Here is a 17,350-nt window from a genome sequence, read left to right on the forward strand (position 1 = left end):
ACGGCTCAGACGTAACGGCGGGCGGGGGCCGGTCCCACCGCCGACGCGACGGCGTCCGCGAGCGGCCCGGCGTCCTCGGGCCGAAGCGTCGAGACAGTGATCCGGATACCCGGCGGCGAGCTCATCCGGAAGCGGGCGCCGGGAGCGACCGCCCATCCGCTGTGCAGCAGCCGGGAGACGGCCCCGGTCTCGTCCGGAACGGGGATCCAGACGTTCATCCCGCTGCGCCCGCGCGCTTCGACACCGCGTTCCCGCAGAGCGTCGATCAGCATGTCGCGGCGTGCCCCGTAGGCCGCCGCCACGGCCCCCGCCTCGACCGCGCCGGAGGTCCACAGGTGGACCACGGCCTTCTGGAGCAGCCGGCTCACCCAGCCGGGGCCGAGCCGCTGCCGCCCGTGCACACGGTCGACCGTGACGGGGTCCCCGGTGAGTACGGCGAGCCGGAGATCGGGCCCGTACGCCTTGGCGACGGAACGCACGAAAGCCCAGTTGTGTGTGATTCCGGCGAGCGGATGCAATGGCAGGTCGACGATCCGATGGCCGTGGTCGTCCTCGATGAGCAGGGTCCGCGGGTACGCGCGGAGCACCGAGCGCAGGTCACTCGCGCGGGCGGCGGTGACCGCGGCGCCGGTGGGGTTCTGCGCCCGGTCGGTGACGATCAGGGCCCGCGCCCCTGCCGCCAGCGCGCGCCGTACGTCGGCGGGAAGCGGGCCCTCGTCGTCGACACCGACCCCGGCCGTACGCAGCCCCAGCGCGGGTAGCAGGTCGAACAGGCTGCCCCAGCCGGGGTCCTCGACGGCCACGGTGTCGCCGGGCCTGAGATGGGCCATCAGGACACGCTCGATCGCGTCGAGCGATCCGGAGGTGACGACGACGGGCCCCTCGGGCACCCCGTCCGCGGCGAGCCCGGCGCGGGCGAGGCGCTCCAGCTCCGGCTCGACGGCGTCCTGCCCGTACTGCACGGGGTCACGGTCCGACTGCCGGGCCGCCACCGCGAAGGCCTCGGAGAGTGCCGGCAGCAAGGCCGGATCGGGATTGCCCTCGCCCAGGTCCCGCACACCCTCGGGCGCCTCGACGCGCAGGTGTTCCCGGCCCGTGGTGGCCGGCTTCGGGCGCACCCGGCTGCCCCGGCGGCCGTCGGTCTCGATGACCCCGCGTTCACGCAGCGTGCGATAGGCCGCCGCGACCGTATTCGGGTTGACCCCCAGTTCCTCCGCCAGCTCTCTCATGGGCGGCAGGAGTTGCCCCGGCTCCAGCTCCCCCGCTCCGACCGCCCGCTCGACGTCGGCGGCAATCTCTGCTGCGCGACGCCCTTCGATCCGATACTCTCCTAGCACAAAAGAGATTATGCACTAGTGCAATGGAGATGGCAATGTCGGAGACGAGCACCCAGCAGCCGAGGACGACGGCGTCCGTCGCCTACACCCCGACCGACCGCACTGTTCCCACCCGATCCAAGGAACGCGCCTCGTACGACCGGGAACGGGTGCACGCGATACTCGACGAGGGGTACATCTGCCATCTCGGGTTCGTCCGTGACGGCGCGCCCGTCGTCCTGCCCACGCTGTACGCACGGGTCGGCGAGCGGCTCTACGTGCACGGATCGACGGGTTCACGGCCCCTGCGCATGACGAGCCGCACTGATCCCGGACTGGCCGTCTGCCTCACCGTGAGCCATGTCGACGGACTCGTGCTGGCCCGCTCGGCCTTCCATCACTCGCTCAACTACCGCTCCGTGGTCGTGCACGGCATCGCCCACCAGGTGACGGACCCCGAGGAGAAGCGCCTGGCGCTGGACGCGCTGGTCGACCACGCCGTCCCCGGCCGCTCGGCCGACTCCCGTCCCGCCAACGCCAAGGAACTCGCCGCCACGGCCGTGATCAGCCTGGATCTCGACGAGGTCTCCGCCAAGCTGCGCACCGGCGGCCCGAACGACGATCCCGAGGACCTCTCGCTTCCTTACTGGACCGGCGTGGTCCCGCTGGCCAAGGGGTACGGCGTCCCGGTCCCGGCGGACACCCTGGCACCGGGCATCGAACTGCCCGACTACCTGAAGGCCCTGTGAGCGCCGGAGCCGGTCGTCCCTCGGACTGAGACGACCCGCGAGCCCTACGCCTCGAACCGCCACTGCCCTCGCCACCGGCACCGGCCTCCGCCGGAACCGGTGGCGAGGGCCGGGGTCACACGAGAAGCGCCTCCTGGGGCACCGCGAGCCGTTCGGCGCCCGCGGCGCGCGCCTCCGCCACCGCGAGTCCGGCGACCGAGCCGAGCATCAGCAGGGTGCCGATGAGTGTCGCCGGGGTGAGCCGCTCGCCGAGCAGCCCGACGGCGAGCACAGCCGCGCAGACCGGCTCCAGGAGCATGATCACGGACACGGCGGCGGAGCGGACGACGGCTGCGCCCGCGAAGAAGAGCGCGTAGGCCAGGGCCGTGGGGACCGCGGCGATGTAGGCCAGCAGCGCCAGCAGGTGAACAGGCTGGGCGGTGTGCGGGATCAGCCCCTCGGCGAGCCCGAGCGGCAGCAGGCACACGGTCGTGACGGCGAACGCCCACACCGTCGTGCTCGACCCGTCGACGCGGCCGTCGCGCCCCCACCACCGGGTGAGCAGCGTCATCGCGGAGTATCCGGCCGCGGAGAGCACCGCGAGCAGGACACCCCAGGGGCGCACGGTGGCGTCCCCGCCGCCCAGGACCAGCACGCCGAGTCCGCTCAGTGCTCCGACGACGGCGGCGCACCCGCCCCGGCCGAGACGCTCCCCCATGGTCAGCCGGGCGCCGACCGCGATGAGAACGGGCCCCGCGCCCAGGGTGACCACCGTCGCCACCGCCAGGCCCGTCGCCTCGACGGCGGCGAAGTAGGCGGTCTGGAAGAGAGCCAGCCCGAGGCCGGTCAGACCGATGCGCAGCACCTTGGGGCCGCGGAGTTCCCGCCCGGCGGGGCGGGCCCCTCGCCGGTCGGGGAGACGGCGCGGGCGAAGGCCCGGGCCACGGCGCAGGCGTACGGCGAGCAGCAGGGCGAGTCCGCCCGCGCAGCGCCAGAAGGAGAGGGCGACCGGCCCCATGTCACTGGCCCGGTAGACCAGTGACGCGGCGGCGCCCGCGGTGCCCCAGGCGGCACCGGCGACGATCAGATAGAGCAGGCCTCGCCCGACGGGCAGGCCGACAGCGGTGTTCGACACGTGTTCTCTCCGCAGTTCCGCAGAAGTTCGGGAAGGGACCGCGTCGCAGCCCGTGCCACGGGGGCAGGGGCGTACGGAAGGTCCTCGGACTTCTTCTGCGGGCAGCGCCGTTCCGCCCGGCAGGGGGCCGGGCGGTGTTCCGGTACGCCCGCCTCAGGCGGCCGGAGGCGGAAGAACGAGCGTCGCAGGCATGATCAGCACTTTAGACGGCCGTTCCGTTGGCCGACAACTCTCGTCCGGTCTCGCTCGTCCCCCGCGCGACCGGCTCCTGCGAGGACTTCGCCGGTGCCGAGGACTGCGCGATGAACGCGCCGAGCAGGACCACCGCTCCGCCGGCGATCTGGGGCGCCGAGAGGTGTTCACCCAGCAGCACCCACGCCAGGACCGTGGCGATCACCGCTTCGAGACACGCCACCACGCCCGCGACCTGCGGGGAGAGCCTGCGCACGGAGAGGACACCGGTGGCGTAGGCGACGACGGTGGCGACGAGGACGATCCAGCCGAGGAGCAGCGAGGCGGGCACGGACGTCCCGTCCATGTCCGCGCTGCCCCCGAGAACGGACCACCGCATGGTCCAGGGACGCGCGACCGCGGTCAGCACGAGGGTGCCGACGAGGAGCCCGTACGCGATCACGCCCAGCGGGTCAGGTGCCTCGTCGCCCGCGTCGCTGCCCTGGTCGGACAGGACGAAGTAGCCGACCTGGCAGCAGGCGGCGCCCAGCGCGAGCAGCAGTCCGAGGGCATCGAAGCCGAGCCCCGACCACACCTCCACCACGCAGGCGAGTCCGCCGGCCGCGAGGACGACTCCGAGAGCCGCGGCACGTGTGACAGGCCGGCGCTGCACGAAGCGCACCCAGCCGAGAACCAGCGCGGGGGCGAGGTACTCCACGAGGAGGGCGACGCCCACGGGGATACGGGATATCGCGGCGAAATAGCAGGCCTGGACACCGGCCACGCCGAGCAGTCCGAACCCGGCGAGCAGCGCGGGGCGCCGCTTGACCAGCGCCCGGTGCCGCACGGCGAGCGGCAGCATGACGAGGGCGGCACCGGCGACCCTCAGCCACACCACGTGGAGCGGGTCGAGACCTGCCTCGATCAGCGGCTTGGCCGCGACACCCGATCCGCCGAAAGCGACCGCCGACACGAGCGCCAGGCCCAGACCGACGCCTCTTCCGTGGTTGCCCTGACTGCCCTGAGACGTATGCACCGGCACATGATGACAGGCGACGACATGACCGTCACGCCCGAAGACACCTGTCTCAGCGGCTGGACTCCGGAACGGACCCACGACGACCGCCGCGGGCTCGCCCGGTCGGACTTCGCGTCCAGGTTCCGGGCGTCCGGGCTACGCGCGTCCCGGTCACGGGTGTCCAGACCCTCGCGCACCCGCGCCACCCCACCCACGCAGGCAGGCCCACTCCGACGAGCTCACACCGACAGCCCCACCCGAGAGGTCGGCTGCGACAGACCCTTGCCCCGAAAGGCCGTCGGGCTCCGGACGCCCGTCAGCCGGCGCCTTCCCGGCCGACGCGCTCCCCACGTCCGCTCTGGACCCGCCCCCCATGACCGCCCTCGACGCGCTCCACGTATCCGCTCTCGACGCGTTCCAGCAGCCGCGGGACATCGACACCGGCCCGTTCGAGAACCTCGACGGCCCGCGACCGGGGATCGGCGACGAGCGCCGTGAGCAGGTCGAGACCACGGGCCCGCTCGTCGCCCCGCAGCACCGCACGCTCGTACGCCTCCCCCATGGCACCGGCCGCCACCGGGGACCAGTTGTTGCCTCCGGCCGCCACCGGTCCGGCGCCCGAGTTCTCGACGGCGCTCTGCCAGCGGAGTCCGTATCCGATGCTGCGCTGCACGAGGTAGCCGAGCAGCCGGGCGAGCTGCGGCCCGCCCTCGAAGACGGCACATACCTCGGGGTCGCTTTCCAGCAGCGAGTGCAGCAGATGAGCCGTGTCGATCTGCCGGTCCCCGTCACGCAGCGCTCTTCTGCGCGCGCCGGAGACCACCGGGGCCAGCTCTGCGCCTGGTCCAGCCTCGACGCCGACATGCTTCGGTCCGCTCGCGGTGGCGGACTGCTGGGGAATGCGGGGCGGCACAAGCTCCATCCCATCAGTCGCGCCACGCCACGTCATCCGCGGCGGGCAGCATCTTCGGGTCCGGCACAGGGTGGGCATCCCTGCGCCGATTCTCCTCCTTGCGGATGACTTCGCGCCGGTTCCCCCAGGGAGCGCGCGCCGCCTTGCCTCGCGCTTTCCCGGCCGGCACTCCCCGCCCCCAGCCCGGGTGCGGGGCAGAGGTCGGCGCCCTCTCCACATTTCCTGACGGTCCATCAGTATTGAATGTTCCAGGTCCTGGAGCTACGTTCCGCGACACCGTAGCTGCGCCGGGCGCAGCGCCCGACACGAAGGGGTGGTCGCATGGCCGAAGTCAGCGCGGAAGCACGGATCGAGGCGCCCGCCGAGAAGATCTGGTCCCAGCTCACCGACTGGTCCGCCTACGGCGAGTGGAACGCGACGCACACCAACTTCCCCCAGGGCGGCCCGGAAAAGCTCGAGGTGGGCGGCACCTTCGCGGAGAACATGAAGCTCATGGGCTTCCCGGCCGAGGTCACCTGGACCATCGAGGAACTGGAGCCCGGCCGCACCCTGGCCATCCGCGGCAAGGGTCCGATGTCGGTGAACGTCACCACCCGCTACACGCTCACCCCCGACGGCGACGCCACCTCGGTGCGCATCGACGGGGAGTTCACGGGTGCGGCCGTCTCGCTGATGGCCGGCAAGCTCAAGGACTCGGCGACGGCCGCCCTCGACGAGTCGCTGCGCAAACTGGCCGGGCTGGTGACCTGAGTCCCGCATGTCCGCACGACGCCCGAAGCGGTGCCCGGCGCTCCATATACCGACAGGCGCCCCGCGGAAACACTTCCACGGGGCGCCGGCAGGTACCACAGCACGCCGTCAGTCCTCGTCGGCGAGGATCAAGTACAGCTTCTTGCGGGCTTCGTTGATGACCGCCAGCGCCTTGTCGCGCTGGCCCTTGCTGCCGGTCTTCCAGACCTGGCCGAAGGCCTCCATAAGACCGAACCCGGCCTGCCGGATCTCGTGCAGCGTCTCCCAGTCGACCCCGCGCCCGGCCTCTTCCCACGGCGCGTCGGGACCCTCGTCGGCCGCGCTGCGGCCCGACTCGGTGAGCGAGAACAGCTTCTTGCCGCCCTCGGCCTCACTGGTGATCAGGCCCTCGTCCTCCAGCAGCTGAAGGGTCGGGTACACCGAACCCGGGCTGGGCTTCCACGCCCCGCCGCTGCGCTCGGCGATCTCCTGGATCATCTCGTAACCGTGCATGGACCGGTCCTTGAGCAGGGCGAGGATCGACGCGCGTACGTCGCCGCGCCGCGCCCTGCCCCGCGGTCCGCCCCGGCCGCCGCGCCCGCCCCAGGGGCCCGGTCCGAAGCCGGGCCCGCCGAAGCCGAAACCGGGACCACCAGGGCCGCCACCGGGACCACCCGGCCCGAAGGGACCGAAAGCCCCCCGCAGCCCCTCGAAGCCGCCCCGACCCCGATGGCCGGGTCCGCCGTGGTGTCCATGTCCGTGTCCGTGCTCGTATCCGAAGTCTTCTCCACGGGAACGCATCGCAATCACTCCATTCCATCGTTGATCGGTCGCGATGCGTCAACGATATATCGGTACCGTTCGCATGACAACCCCCTTCCGCGTGTTCTCGTCGGGGACCTCGGACGCGCGCTCCGCTCAGACGGAGCAGTTGCCCCGTCCCCAAGCCCTGGTGATGACGGACCCTGAACGCCTGTGCGATAAAGAGCCGGATCCCCCGGATTGGCCTTGGCCAGTGGCCCGCAGCCGCCGCTAGCTTCGGAGTATGAGCATGCGGATTCGTATCGTCGACGCCTTCACCGACCGCCCCTTCGCCGGCAACCCGGCAGGGGTCCTCCTCCTCGACTCCTTCCCCGGCGATGCCTGGCTCCAGAGCGTGGCCACGGAGGTCAACCACGCGGAGACGGCATTCACCCACCGCCTGCCGGAGGGCGGCGAGGCCGACTGGGCGCTGCGCTGGTTCACCCCCGCCACCGAGGTCGCCCTGTGCGGACACGCGACCCTCGCGGCAGCACACGTCCTCACCACCACCGGCGCCCATCAGGGCCCGGTGCGCTTCGCCACGCGCAGCGGTGTCCTCGTCGCCACCCCGGAAACCGACGGCTCGATCACCCTCGACTTTCCGACCGCGCCCCTCACCCCGGTCGAGACCCCCGACGGTGTCGCCGGGGCGCTCGGCGCCGAGCCGCTCCGCACCCTCGACACCGGCCCGAACACCGGTGACCTGCTGGTCGAGGTCGCCGACGAGAAGACGGTCCGCGCCCTCGCCCCGGACCACAAGGCGCTCGCCCGCTACTCCGAGCGCGGCATCATCGCGACCGCCCGCGCCGAAGACCCGTCACGCGGCTACGACTTCGTCTCCCGCTGCTTCTTCCCGAACGTCGGCATCGACGAGGACCCGGTCACCGGCAGCGCCCACACGGCCCTGGCCCCGTTCTGGTCGGATCGCCTCGGCCGCCCCGCCCTCACCGGTCTGCAGGCCTCACCCCGCTCCGGCCTGGTCCGCACCGAAGTGCGCGGCGACCGCACGCTGCTCTCGGGCCACGCGGTCACGGTCATCGAGGGCGACCTGCTCGCCTAGCGAGCCCGCGGGATCCGGCACAACGACCCCCGGGACCCGTACGACAGGCCCCGTACGAGGGCACGACGGCACACGAGAAGGGGCGTACGAGACCGGTCGTACGCTCCTTCCGGAACCGGATCCGCCGCACCCCTTCGGGAACCGGCTCCGCCGCTCGGTCCTCGCGAGCGCGGCTCAAGCCGTCGGGAGCCATCCCACCTTCCCCGCGAGCAGCGCGTACCCGACGAAGGCACCGATGTCGAGCAGCGAGTGCGCGACCACGAGCGGCCCGACCCGGCCCCAACGCCGGTACAGATACACGAAGACCACACCCATCACCATGTTGCCGACGAACCCGCCGATGCCCTGGTAGAGGTGGTACGAACCGCGCAGCACCGCACTCGCCATCAGCGCCGTCCCCGGTGTCCAGCCCAACTGCCCGAGCCGGCGCAGCAGATACCCGACGACGATGACCTCCTCCAGCACAGCGTTCTGCACGGCCGAAAGGATCAGTACGGGGAACTTCCACCAGACGTCCGGCAACGCCTCGGGCACCACCGTGAGGTTGGCGCCGAATGCGCGCGCCGCCAGATAGAAGGCGATTCCCGAGCTGCCGATCACCGCCGCGACCATGGCGCCGCGTCCGAGGTCCGGCCAGGGGCGCGTACGGTCGAAGCCGATCACGCGCATGCCCTGACCCTCGCGCAGCAGCAGGTGCGCGACGAGCGCGACCGGCACCAGGGCGGACGCGATACCGAAGAGCTGCCAGGCCAGGTCGAGCCAGGGCCGGCCCGGCGCCGCCGAAGCGTTGAGCGTGGCCGCCTGATCCTTGAGACCTCCGGGTTTCGTGACCGACCCGACAAAACTGATCAGCGCGGACACTCCGCTCGCACCGAGCGACAGCGCCAGGACGAGCAGCGTCTCGTCCCGGAGAATCCGTCGGGTCAGCCTCTCCCCCGGAAAAGAATCGGCCACCGATCCCGCCTCCACCTGCACTCCCGCCTCCAGTTGGGTATTCCCACCGCATCCCCGTCCTCGCCCCGCTAGGGTCTCGAAAGAAGTTACGAAGATCGTGCGCGACAGGCCGTCGGGGGGCGGGCACCGTACGGGGCGTACGTCCCCTTTCGCCTGTTCTACGGCTGTCTCACGGCTCAGGCTCATCTGGGAGGACCTCACCGTCATGGGACGTCACAGCTTGCCCGACGCTCGACGGGCGGGCTCCGCCGACCCCCGGATCCGCGCCCGCCGCCGCAATACGGCCCTCGCGACAGCACTCGTCCTCACTGTCGTCGGAGGCACGGCCGCCGCGGTCCGCGGGAGCCTGTTCTCCTTCGGAGGCTCCTGCGAGGACGATGTCGTGCACATCGAGGTGGCCGCCTCGCCGGACATCGCGCCCGCGCTACGGGCCGTCGCGAAGGACGCCCGCGAGAAGAACATCACCTCCGACGGCCGCTGTCTCGACGTCGGCGTGACCGCGCGCGAGTCGTACAAGGTCGCCGCCTCGCTCGGGGCGGGCAGGAAGTCCGACGTGCAGGTGTGGGTGCCCGACTCCGACGCATGGGTGGAGCGGGTCGCCGACACCGGCTCGGCCACGCAGGTCACCAGCCTGGGCAACGTCGCCTCCTCGCCCGTCGGCGTCGCTGTCGTCCCGTCGGCCGCCAAGAGGCTGGGCTGGCCCGCGAAGACGTACACCTGGACCGAGCTGGCCGGGGAGACGACCCGGGCCGAGAAGCTCGAACTGGGCGCGGTCGATCCCGCCCGCAGCTCGACGGGACTGCTCGCGCTGGCCAGGATCAGCGCGGCCACCTCCGATGCCAAGGACGGCGACGTCCGGGCGGCCGCCATGGCCAAGGCGCTCTCGCGGCACACGTCCGACAGCGACACCGAACTCCTCGGCACACTGCCGCACGACGGCTCGGCCACCGGGGGGAACAGCGCCGGCCGCAATCAGGCGCTGATCCTCTCCGAGCAGGCGGCGTTCGCGCACAACAGCGCTCCGGACGGCGGCCAGGACCTCGACCTCTTCTACCCCGAGGACGGCTCGCCGCTGCTCAACTACCCGTACACGCTGGTCGACGAGCCGCAACTGAGCACCGACGAGGGCCGTGCGGCCCTGCGGTTCATGACCTTGCTCGGAGAGGCGGGACCCCGGCAGTTCCTGCGGGTGTTCGGGTTCCGCACGGACGCGGAGAGCCCGTCGGCCTCACTCGTCGCCGAGGCCGGCGGAAGGTCCCCGCAGCCGTACACACGGATCCTGGCCGACTCCGCATCGAAAGGCGCGGTCCAGGAGGCCCTCGGCATGTGGACGATCACGGTGGAGAGCGCCCGGATCACCACGGTCGTCGACGCCTCCTCCTCCATGGGCGTGACACTGCCGGGCGACGGCCGGTCCCGTATGGACGTCACGAAGGAGTCCCTGCTCCAGGCCCTCGCCACCTTCACCGCCGAGGACGAGATCGGGCTGTGGAAGTTCTCCACGAAGCTCGACGGCGACAAGGACTACCGCGTGCTGGTGCCGACCGGACGGCTCGGGGACAGCAAGAAGAAGGGCGGCCAGCGCGCGAAGCTGACCGCCGCGTTCAAGTCCCTGAAACCGGTCCCGCACGGAGAGACCGGTCTGTACGACACCACGCTCGCCGCGTACAAGGAGGCGGTCGCCTCCTACGCGAAGGGCCGGTTCAACGCGCTGGTCGTCCTCACCGACGGGGTCAACCGGGACCCCGGCAGCATCTCCCGGTCCGAGCTCGTATCCGAGCTCCAGAAGCTGGCCGACCCGGAGCACCCGGTACCGCTGATCGCCATCGCGGTGGGCCCCGACAGCGACCGGCGGGAGGTCGACCAGATCGCCAGGGCGACCGGCGGCTCCGGCCAGCGGGTCAACGAGCCTTCACAGATCCACGCGGCGATGCTCAAGGCGATCACAGCCGCCGGCGCACGCAACCCCGGCTGACCACGCCCACACGCGCCACCGGGCTGACCACACCCACGCGGGCAGCCCGGACCGACCACGGCCACGAGCACCTGGACACGCGAAACACGCGAACATCCTTCACCGGCCACGACCACCCGCCCCCGCGGGCCACTGTCCCGCCTTCCCCGCCGAACCGTCGTGGACGCGCCTCGACGACAGACCCCGAGGGCGGGTGGCCGGCGCCCGGCCGGACGCACCCGCGCACCGCCGCGCGTCACCCCAGCGGAACCGGCTCCGGCAGTCCCACCGGCCAGGTGTGCACGGGCTCTCCGAGATGCATCAGCTCGCCGTAGCGCCGCGTCGTCGCGGCCAGCGCGGCCTCGCGGCCGAGCCCCTTCTCCAGCGCCCGGTGGAAGGTGGCCGCCTGCCAGGTCGCACCGTTGACGCGCAGTCGGCACCGGTCCTCGATCACGCCCAGATAGAAGTCCCGGTCGGCGGGCTCGACACCCCAGGCGTCCAGGCCGGCGGCGGCCAGCGGCAGCAGTTCGTCACGCACCAGACTCACGGCGTCCACCTGCGTGGTCCCGCCGTAACGGCCACGCCGCGGCCACTCCAGGCGCGCGTCGATGCCGTGCCGGCAGGCCGCGTCGAAGTTGGCGGCGGCCGCCTCGAAGGACAGCCGGGTCCACACCGGACGCTGCTCCTCGGCGAGCGCGCGGACCAGACCGTAGTAGAAGGCCGCGTTGGCGAGGACGTCGGTGACGGTCGGCCCCGCGGGCAGCACCCGGTTCTCGACGCGCAGATGCGGGACGCCGTCGGCGATGCCGTACACGGGCCGGTTCCAGCGGTACACCGTGCCGTTGTGCAGCACCAGTTCGGCGAGCCTGGGCACGCCCCCGGCATCGAGGACACCGAGCGGGTCCTCCTCGTCGCAGATGGGCAGCAGCGGCGGGAAGAACCGCAGGTTCTCCTCGAAGAGCTCGTACGCCGAGGTCACCCACCGTTCGCCGAACCAGGTGCGCGGCCGGACTCCCTGCGCCTGGAGCTCCGGCGGCCGGGTGTCGGTGGACTGCTGGAAGAGCGGGGGCCTCGACTCCCGCCACAGCTCACGCCCGAACAGGAAGGGCGAGTTGGCACCGATCGCGACCTGTGGGGCCGCGACCGCCTGCGCCGCGTTCCACACGTCCGCGAACCGGCCCGGTGTGACCTGGAGGTGCAACTGCACGGAGGTGCAGGCGGCTTCGGGGGCGATGGAGGCCGACCGGCAGACCAGACGCTCCACACCGTCGATGTCGAGTTCGAAATCCTCTCCGCGCGCGGCCACGATCTGATCGTTGAGCAGCGTGTACCGGTCGACGTCCGACAGGTTGGAGGACACCAGATCGTCCTGGCCGAGCGTCGGCAGAATACCGATCATGACGATTCCGGCGTCGACCTCACTGGCTTTCCGGTGGGCGTAGGCGAGCGAGGTACGGATCTCCTCGGCGAGCCGGTCGAATACCCGGCCGCCCAATCGGTGTGGGGCTATGTTGACTTCCAGGTTGAACATGGCGAGTTCTGTCTGGAAGTCGCGGCTCGCAATCCTTTCGAGCACTTGCCCGTTCATCATTCTGGGCATGCCATCGGGGCCCGCGAGATTCAATTCGATCTCCAGGCCCATCAGGTTCTTCGGGCGGTCGAACCGCTTCTCCTCCAGCAGTCGCTCCAGCCCCGCCAGACACTGTCGGAGCTTGTCGCGGTGGCGCTGCCGATCGGACAGGCCGAACGTCCCTGCCACGACCTTCTCCCCCATCGAAGTGTCCCTCCTCGGATGGGCAGGCCGACGTTTCCGGCCCTGGCGTCCCGGGTCACGAGGGATGATGCCCAGGCAACACGATCCATAACGTCCCGCGCGCGCTCTTCGACCGCTAGTCTGGACATCGGCCCCGGGCACATTCACGAGGCATGGAGCATTCAGCAAGTTTGCCGTCCGAAACGATCTCGTGAAAAACACCGACGAGAATCGGCCGACCGCTCGGGCGAAGTATTCCGAGGTCACCGCGATTCGATCGCGCAGAACCGGGATGAATCCCGCATTTCGCCGACCGGATATCGACTTGTTCTTCGAATTCGGGGCGACTAGACGAAACACCGCCTGAACACGCGTCGTATAAACTCCGCTACCGAGGCAGAGAGTTGGCGCTCGCGGTCCTAGGTCCTGTCGTCACGGTGACGGCGGCAGGCGACACCCTGTCGGCAGATCCAGACCCCTCGCCCTCTGACCCGAGAGCTGACAGCGCCGTCCGCCCCCGCCCTCGCGCCACTGTGCCTGTCGAATGAGAGGCGACCCACCATGCCGCTGCACGTACCCCCGGCTCCCGCGCCCGCCCTGCGCACCGTACTCACGGCACTCGGTTCCCCCACCGCTGTCCGCGAAGCCCGTACCCCGTCCCTGCGCCTGGCACAGGGACCCGTCACCCCCGAACTCCCGCTGCCCGTCCACGTCCTGGATCGCATCACTCCCGCGGGCGCCTCCGCCACCCGGCTCGCCGGGTGGCGTTTCCTGATCCGCGCCGGCGATCGCGCGGTGGCCGCCGCCGACACCATGCTGACCCCGGACGGCTGGGCCTTCTCGCGCTTCTTCGAGGGCCCTTACGTCACCGCCACCGAGCTCGCCCTGCGGCAGGCCGAGACCATGCAACAGTCCTACCAAGCACGCTTGTTGTCCGTGCCGGAGCTGTACATGCTGACGCTCTGGCTGCACGGCGACTGCACCGCGGACGGCGCCACCGGCCATCCGGCCGCCACCGACCTCCTGGTCCCGCTCGCACCCGCCCCGCCCGGCATCGCCGCGCACCGACCGTACCTCGTCACCGAACTGCTGCCGGTCCTCACCCACCGGGTCACCCCGGCACCGCTCCTCAGCTCGCCGGCCTGAGTCTCCGACTCGCCGGCCCGAGTCTCCGCCCCTCGCGTCCGTGCCCCGCAGCCGTGCCCCACACGGGTAAACCTGCCGCGGGGCACGGCGCTGTCACGAACCCCGAGAGCGGCTCGCTCGTTAGGGCCGAAGACCGCTCGTACGAGGGGAAACGCGCCGAACGCCCAACCGGACTAGCCCGATCCGGCCCCCTCGAACCACCCGAAAGGACAGCGCAGTTGGGGTGAACCCTCCGCACGGGTGACGCGTCATAAACCTGTGAGAAGCGGTGCCCCCAAATCCCTGCGGATTGGCGCCCGTGGGGCAACACTGGGGTCAGACCACACACCAACGGGGGGCGGCCATGAGTACCTCAAGCCGCAAGACAGCCACCACAGCCAACACTCACATCTCGACCCAGCGAAAGATCCCATCCATGTGCCAGCACCAGCCACCGTGTCCGTCAGCCGAATCAGCCGACCGGGAGTCCGCCCGCCTCGCGGCGCACCACCCGGAGCAGGGATGGAGCCTGCTGTGCAACGGCGTTCTGCTCTTCGAGGACACCGGTGAGCTCCTGCCGGACGGCCAGATCATCGCCCCGCACCGCCCGCTGGGCGGCGCGCCGGTGATGACGGCCGCCTGACCCGCACGACCCCGGGCGGCCGCGCCAGGCCGCCCAGACACACAAGGGGCCGGCCCGGAGACGTACTCTCCGAACCGGCCCCGACGCATGTCCGAGGATGGTCACTCCTCGTAGGCGTCCACGTGCCGAGCGCTGATCAGTCCTCGTAGGCGTCCAGCGGCGGGCAGGAACAGACGAGGTTCCGGTCGCCGTACGCCTGGTCGATGCGGCGCACCGGCGGCCAGTACTTGTCGGCGGCCGAGACACCGGCCGGGAAGACGGCCACCTCGCGGCTGTACGGGTGCTCCCAGTCGCCGCCGAGCGCGGCGGCCGTGTGCGGCGCCCCGCGCAGCGGGTTGTCGTCCACCGACCACTCGCCGCTGCCGACCTTCTCGATCTCCGCGCGGATCGCGATCATCGCGTCGCAGAACCGGTCGAGCTCGCCCAGGTCCTCGGACTCGGTCGGCTCGATCATCAGCGTGCCGGCCACCGGGAACGACATCGTCGGCGCGTGGAAGCCGTAGTCGATCAGGCGCTTGGCGATGTCGTCGACGCTCACGCCGGTCGCCTTGGTGAGCGGGCGCAGGTCGATGATGCACTCGTGGGCGACCAGACCGCCGGGGCCGGTGTACAGCACCGGGTAGTGCGGCTCCAGGCGCTTGGCGATGTAGTTGGCGGAGAGCACGGCCACCTGCGTGGCGCGCTTGAGGCCCTCGCCGCCCATCAGCCGGACGTACGACCAGGAGATGGGCAGGATGCCCGCGGAGCCCCAGGGAGCGGCCGAGATCGGGCCGACACCGGTCTCCGGACCGGCCTCCGGCTGGAGCGGGTGGTTCGGCAGGTACGGCGCCAGGTGCGCGCGCACACCGACCGGGCCGACGCCGGGGCCGCCGCCGCCGTGCGGGATGCAGAAGGTCTTGTGCAGGTTGAGGTGCGAGACGTCGCCGCCGAAGTGACCCGGCTTGGCGAGGCCCACCAGGGCGTTGAGGTTGGCGCCGTCGACGTAGACCTGGCCGCCGGCCTCGTGCACCTGGGCGCAGATGTCGGCGACGTGCTCCTCGAACACACCGTGCGTCGAGGGGTACGTGATCATCAGCACCGACAGCTCGTCGCGGTACTGCTCGATCTTGGCGCGCAGGTCCGCGACGTCGATCTCGCCGTCGTCCGCGGTCTTCACGACGACGACCTTCATGCCGGCCATCACGGCGCTGGCGGCGTTGGTGCCGTGCGCGGAGGACGGGATGAGGCAGACGGTGCGCTGGTCGTCACCGTTGGCGCGGTGGTAGCCGCGGACGGCCAGCAGACCGGCCAGCTCGCCCTGCGAACCGGCGTTGGGCTGGAGCGACACCTTGTCGTAGCCGGTGACCTCGGCGAGCTGGTCCTCCAGCTCGTGGATCAGCGTCAGGTAGCCCTGTGCCTGCTCGGCGGGCACGAAGGGGTGCAGCTGTCCGAACTCGGGCCAGGTGACCGGCTCCATCTCGGTGGTCGCGTTGAGCTTCATGGTGCAGGAGCCCAGCGGGATCATGCCGCGGTCGAGCGCGTAGTCGCGGTCGGAGAGCTTGCGCAGGTAGCGCAGCATCGCCGTCTCGGAGCGGTGGTCGTGGAACACGGGGTGCGTGAGGTACTCGTCGGTGCGCAGCAGCGCGGCCGGCAGGGTGTCCTCGGCGCTCGCGTCCAGCGCCTCGACGTCGCCCTCGACACCGAACGCGGTCCACACGGCGGCGAGCTGCTCGCGCGTGGTCGTCTCGTCGCACGAGATCGACACCTGGTCGGCGTCGACGGGGTGGAGGTTGACGCCGTTGTCGCGGGCGGCGGCCACTATGTCGGCGGCACGGCCCGGGACCCGCACGGTGAGCGTGTCGAAGTACGCGCCGTGCACGACCTCGACGCCGCCGGCGGTGAGACCCGCGGCCAGGACGGTGGCGTAGCGATGGGTACGCCGTGCGATGGTCCGCAGGCCCTCGGGACCGTGGTAGACGGCGTACATGCCGGCCATCACGGCGAGCAGCACCTGGGCGGTGCAGATGTTGCTGGTCGCCTTCTCACGGCGGATGTGCTGCTCACGCGTCTGCAGGGCGAGGCGGTACGCCTTGTTCCCGTCGGCGTCCACGGACACACCGACCAGTCGGCCGGGGAGGCTGCGCGCGAACTTCTCGCGCACCGCCATGTAACCGGCGTGCGGGCCGCCGAAGCCCATCGGCACGCCGAAGCGCTGCGTCGTACCGACCGCGATGTCCGCGTCGAGCTCGCCGGGCGAGGTCAGCAGGGTCAGGGCGAGCAGATCGGCGGCGACGGTGACGACAGCGCCGAGCTCGTGCGCCTGCTCGATGATCGGCTTGATGTCGCGTACGGCACCGGAGGCGCCCGGGTACTGGATCAGCACGCCGTTGATCTCGCGCCCGGCGAGGTCGGCCGGGATGCCGTCGGCGAGGTCGGCGACGACGATCTCGACGCCGGTCGGCTCGGCGCGGGTCTCTATGACGGCGATGGTCTGCGGCAGCGCGTCCGCGTCGACCAGGAAGAGGCCCTTCTTGTTCTTGCCCATCCGGCGGGACAGCGCCATGGCCTCGGCGGCGGCGGTGCCCTCGTCGAGGAGGGAGGCGCCTGAGGTCGGCAGCCCGGTCAGCTCGGCGACGACGGTCTGGAAGTTCAGCAGCGCCTCGAGACGGCCCTGCGAGATCTCCGGCTGGTACGGCGTGTACGCGGTGTACCAGGCCGGGTTCTCCATGACGTTGCGCAGGATCACCGGCGGCGTGAACGTGCCGTAGTAACCGAGGCCGATCATCGAACCGAGCACCTGGTTGCGGTCCGCGAGGGAGCGGAGCTCGGCCAGTACCTCGGCCTCGGTGCGGGCGGCCGGCAGCTTCAGGGCCTCGGCGTTCTTGATCACATCCGGCACCGCGGCGGCCGTCAGCTCGTCGAGCGAGCCGTATCCGACCTGCGCGAGCATCTTGGCCCGGGCTTCGGAGTCGGGCCCGATGTGGCGCTGCTCGAAGGGAATTCCCTGTTCGAGCTCGGAGAGCGGAATGCGAGGGGCGGTCATGGCGGAGGCCTCCTGGTCTGACGCGACC

General features: G+C 71.2%; 14 protein-coding genes. 6 read left to right on the forward strand and 8 right to left on the reverse strand.

Annotation, left to right across the window (positions count from 1 at the left end; all coding sequences use genetic code 11):
• Nucleotides 1-5 precede the first annotated feature (5 nt).
• Nucleotides 6-1,337: an aminotransferase class I/II-fold pyridoxal phosphate-dependent enzyme gene (locus OG410_RS08120; RefSeq protein ID WP_329298509.1), complete on the reverse strand. Its 1,332-nt coding sequence runs from the start codon at nt 1,335-1,337 to the stop codon at nt 6-8.
• Between the two features lie 35 nt (nt 1,338-1,372).
• On the opposite strand from OG410_RS08120, the gene OG410_RS08125 reads away from it, so the two are divergent.
• Nucleotides 1,373-2,065 carry a pyridoxamine 5'-phosphate oxidase family protein gene (locus tag OG410_RS08125; RefSeq protein WP_443063725.1) on the forward strand — a complete coding sequence of 231 codons (693 nt, stop codon included), beginning with the start codon at nt 1,373-1,375 and terminating at the stop codon, nt 2,063-2,065.
• Nucleotides 2,066-2,180: 115 nt separating this feature from the next.
• Here the strand turns inward: OG410_RS08125 and OG410_RS08130 are convergent, their stop codons facing one another.
• From OG410_RS08130 to OG410_RS08140, 3 genes are all read right to left on the reverse strand, one after another.
• A complete protein-coding gene (locus OG410_RS08130; RefSeq protein WP_329298511.1) occupies nt 2,181-3,179 on the reverse strand; it encodes a DMT family transporter in 999 nt (332 codons plus the stop codon).
• A 202-nt stretch (nt 3,180-3,381) separates the two neighbouring features.
• The gene (locus tag OG410_RS08135) at nt 3,382-4,392 is read right to left on the reverse strand and encodes an EamA family transporter (protein WP_329298512.1); all 1,011 of its coding nucleotides are present in this window, start codon (nt 4,390-4,392) and stop codon (nt 3,382-3,384) included.
• A 292-nt stretch (nt 4,393-4,684) separates the two neighbouring features.
• A complete protein-coding gene (locus OG410_RS08140) occupies nt 4,685-5,290 on the reverse strand; it encodes a Clp protease N-terminal domain-containing protein (protein ID WP_329298513.1) in 606 nt (201 codons plus the stop codon).
• Nucleotides 5,291-5,602: 312 nt separating this feature from the next.
• Between OG410_RS08140 and OG410_RS08145 the strand changes: the two genes are divergently transcribed.
• Nucleotides 5,603-6,031 (forward strand): type II toxin-antitoxin system Rv0910 family toxin, encoded by a 429-nt coding sequence (locus tag OG410_RS08145; RefSeq protein WP_329298514.1) that lies wholly within the window; start codon nt 5,603-5,605, stop codon nt 6,029-6,031.
• Nucleotides 6,032-6,139: 108 nt separating this feature from the next.
• On the opposite strand, the gene OG410_RS08150 is transcribed toward OG410_RS08145, so the two are convergent.
• Entirely contained in the window at nt 6,140-6,811 is a 672-nt protein-coding gene (locus OG410_RS08150) for a PadR family transcriptional regulator (RefSeq protein WP_326789035.1), read from the reverse strand.
• A 250-nt stretch (nt 6,812-7,061) separates the two neighbouring features.
• Here OG410_RS08150 and OG410_RS08155 point away from each other — a divergent pair, with 250 nt between their 5' ends.
• Nucleotides 7,062-7,871: a PhzF family phenazine biosynthesis protein gene (locus OG410_RS08155; protein ID WP_329304054.1), complete on the forward strand. Its 810-nt coding sequence runs from the start codon at nt 7,062-7,064 to the stop codon at nt 7,869-7,871.
• Between the two features lie 174 nt (nt 7,872-8,045).
• On the opposite strand, the gene OG410_RS08160 is transcribed toward OG410_RS08155, so the two are convergent.
• Nucleotides 8,046-8,846, reverse strand: a complete 801-nt coding sequence (locus tag OG410_RS08160) for a CPBP family intramembrane glutamic endopeptidase (RefSeq protein ID WP_326789033.1) — start codon at nt 8,844-8,846, stop codon at nt 8,046-8,048.
• A gap of 184 nt (nt 8,847-9,030) precedes the next feature.
• Here OG410_RS08160 and OG410_RS08165 point away from each other — a divergent pair, with 184 nt between their 5' ends.
• Nucleotides 9,031-10,800, forward strand: a complete 1,770-nt coding sequence (locus OG410_RS08165) for a VWA domain-containing protein (protein WP_329298515.1) — start codon at nt 9,031-9,033, stop codon at nt 10,798-10,800.
• Nucleotides 10,801-11,035: 235 nt separating this feature from the next.
• On the opposite strand, the gene OG410_RS08170 is transcribed toward OG410_RS08165, so the two are convergent.
• On the reverse strand, nt 11,036-12,553 hold the full coding sequence (locus tag OG410_RS08170; protein WP_328454749.1) for a glutamate--cysteine ligase: 1,518 nt from the start codon (nt 12,551-12,553) through the stop codon (nt 11,036-11,038).
• A 540-nt stretch (nt 12,554-13,093) separates the two neighbouring features.
• Between OG410_RS08170 and OG410_RS08175 the strand changes: the two genes are divergently transcribed.
• The gene (locus OG410_RS08175; protein ID WP_328665779.1) at nt 13,094-13,678 is read left to right on the forward strand and encodes a hypothetical protein; all 585 of its coding nucleotides are present in this window, start codon (nt 13,094-13,096) and stop codon (nt 13,676-13,678) included.
• Nucleotides 13,679-14,093: 415 nt separating this feature from the next.
• Nucleotides 14,094-14,300: a DUF5999 family protein gene (locus OG410_RS08180; RefSeq protein WP_261704097.1), complete on the forward strand. Its 207-nt coding sequence runs from the start codon at nt 14,094-14,096 to the stop codon at nt 14,298-14,300.
• A gap of 136 nt (nt 14,301-14,436) precedes the next feature.
• Here the strand turns inward: OG410_RS08180 and gcvP are convergent, their stop codons facing one another.
• Entirely contained in the window at nt 14,437-17,322 is a 2,886-nt protein-coding gene (gene gcvP, locus OG410_RS08185) for an aminomethyl-transferring glycine dehydrogenase (protein WP_329298516.1), read from the reverse strand.
• Nucleotides 17,323-17,350 lie beyond the last annotated feature (28 nt).

This window comes from Streptomyces sp. NBC_00659 (genome assembly GCF_036226925.1).
Taxonomy (GTDB): Bacteria; Actinomycetota; Actinomycetes; order Streptomycetales; family Streptomycetaceae; genus Streptomyces.

Excerpts from the sequence above, each read along its gene's own strand:
- OG410_RS08125 (WP_443063725.1), top strand. The coding sequence starts at position 1,373 with ATGTCGGAGACGAGCACCCAGCAGCCGAGGACGACGGCGTCCGTCGCC.
- OG410_RS08140 (WP_329298513.1), bottom strand. The coding sequence starts at position 5,290 with ATGGAGCTTGTGCCGCCCCGCATTCCCCAGCAGTCCGCCACCGCGAGC.
- OG410_RS08145 (WP_329298514.1), top strand. The coding sequence starts at position 5,603 with ATGGCCGAAGTCAGCGCGGAAGCACGGATCGAGGCGCCCGCCGAGAAG.
- OG410_RS08150 (WP_326789035.1), bottom strand. The coding sequence starts at position 6,811 with ATGCGTTCCCGTGGAGAAGACTTCGGATACGAGCACGGACACGGACAT.
- OG410_RS08155 (WP_329304054.1), top strand. The coding sequence starts at position 7,062 with ATGCGGATTCGTATCGTCGACGCCTTCACCGACCGCCCCTTCGCCGGC.
- OG410_RS08165 (WP_329298515.1), top strand. The coding sequence starts at position 9,031 with ATGGGACGTCACAGCTTGCCCGACGCTCGACGGGCGGGCTCCGCCGAC.
- OG410_RS08170 (WP_328454749.1), bottom strand. The coding sequence starts at position 12,553 with ATGGGGGAGAAGGTCGTGGCAGGGACGTTCGGCCTGTCCGATCGGCAG.
- OG410_RS08175 (WP_328665779.1), top strand. The coding sequence starts at position 13,094 with ATGCCGCTGCACGTACCCCCGGCTCCCGCGCCCGCCCTGCGCACCGTA.
- OG410_RS08180 (WP_261704097.1), top strand. The coding sequence starts at position 14,094 with ATGTGCCAGCACCAGCCACCGTGTCCGTCAGCCGAATCAGCCGACCGG.
- gcvP (WP_329298516.1), bottom strand. The coding sequence starts at position 17,322 with ATGACCGCCCCTCGCATTCCGCTCTCCGAGCTCGAACAGGGAATTCCC.